Annotated in this window: 3 protein-coding genes; 1 reads left to right on the top strand and 2 read right to left on the bottom strand. The window is 72.6% G+C overall.

The annotated features are described in order from the left end of the window. Together AB0O00_RS30605 and AB0O00_RS30600 are read right to left on the bottom strand one after the other, a co-directional pair. A partial coding sequence (locus tag AB0O00_RS30605; RefSeq protein WP_363657274.1) for a phosphocholine-specific phospholipase C occupies nt 1-1,746 on the bottom strand: 1,746 nt, incomplete at its 3' end. A gap of 14 nt (nt 1,747-1,760) precedes the next feature. Next, complete coding sequence (locus AB0O00_RS30600) at nt 1,761-3,194, bottom strand: endonuclease/exonuclease/phosphatase family protein (protein WP_363657272.1); 1,434 nt, start codon at nt 3,192-3,194, stop codon at nt 1,761-1,763. A gap of 507 nt (nt 3,195-3,701) precedes the next feature. On the opposite strand from AB0O00_RS30600, the gene AB0O00_RS30595 reads away from it, so the two are divergent. Next, entirely contained in the window at nt 3,702-4,463 is a 762-nt protein-coding gene (locus tag AB0O00_RS30595; RefSeq protein ID WP_363657270.1) for a DUF4328 domain-containing protein, read from the top strand. Nucleotides 4,464-4,474: the final 11 nt, after the last annotated feature.

Here is a 4,474-nt window from a genome sequence, read left to right as displayed (position 1 = left end):
GGTGACGATCGGCACGCCGACGTCGTTCCGGCCGCCCTGCCCGTCGCGGACGACGGTGCCGGCGAAGCGGCGCACGAAGCCGTCCGGGCCGTGCACGGTGAAGTCGTAGCGGCCGTTGGTGGCCGCGGCGTCCCACACGTAGGTGGCGGTGGCGCCGGGGGCGACGGTGAACGGGGTCCCGGCGAACGGGAGCACGATGTTCGGGTAGACGGTGTAGGGGAAGGCCACCGAACCGTCGTTGGTCATCGTGCAGGTGACCTTGCCGGTCCTGCGGTCCACCTCGGCGTCGGCCCACGGCTGGTACGGCAGCGGGCGGTGCGGCCGGTCGCCGCGCTCCTGGACGGGCATCGACTGGGCGCCGACGGCCGGCAGCGCGACGCCGGGCAGCTTGGTGCCCGCGTCGGCCCTGGCCATCAGCGCGTTGGTGTCGGGCAGCCGCGGGATCGAGAAGTCCGGTGCGGCGAAGTCGAAGCAGCTGGTGAGGTCGCCGCAGACCGCCCGGCGCCAGGCCGAGATGTTCGGCTCGGCGACCCCGGTGACGACCTCCATGAAGCGCAGCACCGACGTGTGGTCGAACACCTGGGAGTTGACCCAGCCGCCGCGCGACCACGGCGAGGCGACCCACAGCGGCACGCGGTTGCCGAGGCCGATCGCCCGCCCGTGGGTGAACTCCTCGGGTGTGCCGGTCTCGGGGGTGGGCGGGACCATGTGGTCGAAGTAGCCGTCGTTCTCGTCGTACATGACGAGGAAGACGGTGTGCTGCCACACCTTCGGGTTGGACATCAGCGACTGCAGCGCCAGGTCCACCCAGTGCGCGCCGTAGGCCGGTCCGGCCTCGGGGTGCTCGGAGAAGAGGTAGGGCGCGACCAGCCAGGAGACGGTCGGGAGGGTGCCGTCCTTGCAGTGCCGGTCGAAGTCCGTCGGGTCGAACTTCGTCATCGCGTTGACGTAACGCGGGTCGTCCTTCGGGAAGTTGTGGAACTGCTTGAAGTAGGAGAGCGCGTTGTCGTCGTAGTCGCCGGTGCGGTCGTCCTTGCTGGGGTTGTGGTAGACGCGCCAGCTGACGCCCGCCTGTTGGAGGCGCTCGGCGTAGGTGGTCCAGTCGGCGACGGGGTTGTCGGTGACCGGCGTGTTGTCGATCCAGGGGCCGGTGGTCCCGTCGCGGCCGGGGCCCGCGGTGCCGGTCCACAGGTAGAGGCGGTTGGGGTCGGTCGGCCCGGCGAGGGAGGTGAAGTAGGCGTCGCAGAGGGTGAAAGCGTCGGCCAGGGCGTACTGGTAGGGGATGTCGTCCCGGGTGAAGTAGCCCATGGTGCGCTCGCCCTTGGCGGCGATCCACTTGTTCATCGCGCCGTTGTTGATCGCCTGGTGGCCGGTGGCCCAGTCGTGGGCGAGGCCGCCGGCGTTCTGCGCGTTGTACTTGGACGTGTCCATCCGGTACGGCAGCATGACCCCGCCGTCGCTGCGGCGGGAGTCGGGCTGGCGGAACACGTCGGTGCCGTCCGGGAACTGGAGCGCCTGCTTGTCGCCGTACCCGCGGACGCCGTCGAGGGTGCCGAAGTAGTGGTCGAAGCTGCGGTTCTCCTGCATCAGGACGACGACGTGCCTGACGTCCTTGACGGTGCCGGTGAGCGCCTCGGCCTCGGCCGCGGGGGCGGCGTCGGCGGGGGTCGTCGCGAGGCCGGTCAGCGCGACGGCGCCGGCGGCCGCGGTGGCGCCGACGAAGGTGCGACGGGAAAGTTCGGACATGGCGGACCGGCCTCTCAGAGCTGGAAGGTGGCGACGGCGGCGGCGGTGTCGGACGGCCACTCGTTGGCGGCGGTGTTCGGCTCGGGCTGCGGCCAGTCGGCCACCAGGGCGTGCGCCTCGACGAGCTTGAGCGCGCCCGCGTACTGCACGTAGTCGATGCGGTCCTGCGGCTCGGGCGCGGCACCGCGCTGCTTGCGGGTCGGCGACCAGGTGGTGGCCGGGACCTCGACCGGGTCCGGGCTCTCCTCGCGCAGGGTGTCGGTCAGCCCGGCGGCCTGGAACTCCTTGGTGACGGGCCAGTCGACGGCGCCGACGCCGCCGTGCGCGGCGGCGGTGGCGGCCGTCCAGTCCAGGTGCGAGGGCGAGGAGAGCGCACCGGCGAGCACCACCGGGGTGTGCTTGGCGATGTCGGCCCGGACGGCCGCGGCCAGCGCCTTGGCCTGCTTCAGGCGGACGGAGGCGTTCTCGGCGGCCTCGGCCTGCACGGCGGTGCGGCCGTCCTGGACGCCGTACGGGCCGTAGTCGGCCTCGTCGAGGTGCGCGGCCCAGAAGCGGACGGTCCGTCCGCCGGGCAGCTTCACGGTCGCGGCGGCGGCGGGCAGGTCGGCCGTCACCGGGGTGACGTCGGCCAACGGGTGGCGGCTGAGGATGCCGACGCTGCCGGGGCTCTGGTAGGCGTACCAGCCGAGCGCGGTGGCGAGGGTCTGCGCCTGGGTGCCGGCGGTCTCCTGGAGCGCCAGGACGTCGAGGCCCTGGGCGAGCACGACGCGCAGTTGCTTCTCCAGCGCGTCGGTGTAGCCGGCGCCGGCGTTGTGCAGGTTCCAGCTCGCGGTCTTCAGGCGCAGCGGCCCGGCGGGGTCGGCAACCGGGACGAGCACCGTGATCGTGTCGGTGGCGCCGGCGCTGTCCTTGACGCCGACGACGACGAGCTCGGGGTTCTCGCCGGCCTTCGGGGCGCTGCCGGTGAGGGTGCCGTCGGCACTGACCGAGACCCAGGCGGCGCCGCCGACCTTGCGGAAGACGGCGGTGCCCGCCGGGTTGCCGGCCGGACGGGACCACAGGCCGCCGAGCTTGACGGACACCGCGCTGCCGGGGGCAACGGGGGCCGTGGTCAGCGCGTCGACGGCGGCGTGCGGGCGGACCACGGCGGGCTTGGGGCGGAAATTGAACGGCTCGGTCCGGGCGAGGATGCCGTAGCCGTCCTTGGCCAGCAGGTAGGCGGTGTACGGGCCGCCGGTGAGCGCCGAGGTGTCGAGCTGGAGGTCGCCGGAGCCGCCCGGGGTGTACTTCCACAGCAGGGAGGAGCCGGTGCCGGGCCGGCGGCTGCCGTCGTAGATGCCGACCCAGTTCTTGGCGTCGGGGGCGTCGGTGGTCCAGTGGAAGGTGAGCCGGTCGCCTTCGGTCGGGTTGGCGGGTGTGGTGAGGGTCAGGGCGCTGCCTGCGGCCACGGTTGTCCTGTCCGCCGCCGGGGGACCGGTCCGCCGGACCGCCAGGGATCGTCGGGATCACCGGGATCGTCGGGTGCCGGTTCCGCGCGCGGCTGGTCACGGAGGCTGAGGGGGGAGCCACAGTTGGCTGTACAACTGTGGGCGTCCTCATTCATCCGAAGGTCAGCGACCGCAACGTGAACGACGCGTGACGCAGCATCGGGCGGTTCGGGAACTCCGGGACTTGGGGGTGTTCGGGTCCGCTTCGGAGGATCTGCCCGGATTCCCCCGGTACGGTCTCTGACCTGCGCCGATCCACCACCTAATTGCGCTGGCGGAGGACCTGCCCGGCCCACTAGGCTCTGCGCGCCCGCCCCGCTCGGGGCGATGGCCCGACCGACCGGTGCGCGGTGCCCGCGCCCGGCGGCCCCCAGGAGTGGACGAATTCTGATGATGTGTGCGGTGTGCGGGGCTCGCCCTGCGGCGACCCCGAACCGGCGCTGCTGGAGCTGCGCCGAAGCCGACCCGATGTGGCCGAGGGCGTACCGCTCGCCCGCCGTCCCGGCGATAGTCACCTACGTGGCGCTGGCCTTCAACATCCTGCTGGCCACCCTGGTGGTCGGCACCAACGTCGCCACGCTGGTGCTCTACTCCCGCGTGAAGGACGGGAGTTCGGACGTCTCGCCGGACGACTACGACACGCTGGAGCGCCTGGCCGGCGGGCTGAACTCGCTCACCTTCCTGCTCCTCGCCCTGAGCGCGGCGGCGTTCATCACCTGGTTCCACCGCGTGCGGCAGAACGCCGGCCTCTTCCTGCCGCTCGGTCACCGGCTCGGCAAGGGCTGGACGATCGGCGCGTGGTTCACCCCGTTCGTCCAGCTCTGGTTCCCGCAGCAGCTCATGGCCGACAGCTGGGACGCGAGCGCTCCGGTGGACCCGGACGGCCGGCGCCGGCCGGTCGGGCGGGCCCTGGTCACGGCCTGGTGGACGGCGTGGATCGTCTCGATGGTCCTGTCCCGGATCGGCGGCACGATGAGCCTGCGCCCCTCCAACACGGCCGACCCGCAGGCCTCAATCGTGATCCTCATCGCCTCGGGGGGCATCCGCATCGTGGCGGCCGTCCTGGCGATCCTCGTGGTGCGGCGGCTGACGGCGATGCAGGAGGAGCGGCGGGCGATGGTGAACCCGTACGCGGCGGCGGTGGAGCCGGCGTTCGGGATCGGGCCGGTGGAGGAGGTCGTGGCTCCCGCGGACGACACGGAGCCGCGGGACGCCGTCGGCGAGCGCTAAACCGCCGCGGC

This window comes from Kitasatospora sp. NPDC093558 (genome assembly GCF_040683475.1).
Taxonomy (GTDB): Bacteria; Actinomycetota; Actinomycetes; order Streptomycetales; family Streptomycetaceae; genus Kitasatospora.
The sequence above is the reverse complement of the archived record's forward strand: the minus strand, read 5'-3'. Positions and strand labels throughout refer to the sequence as shown.

Bases quoted from the DNA above. Each gene is read 5' to 3' on its own strand.
- AB0O00_RS30595 (WP_363657270.1), top strand. From the start codon at position 3,702: ATGTGGCCGAGGGCGTACCGCTCGCCCGCCGTCCCGGCGATAGTCACC.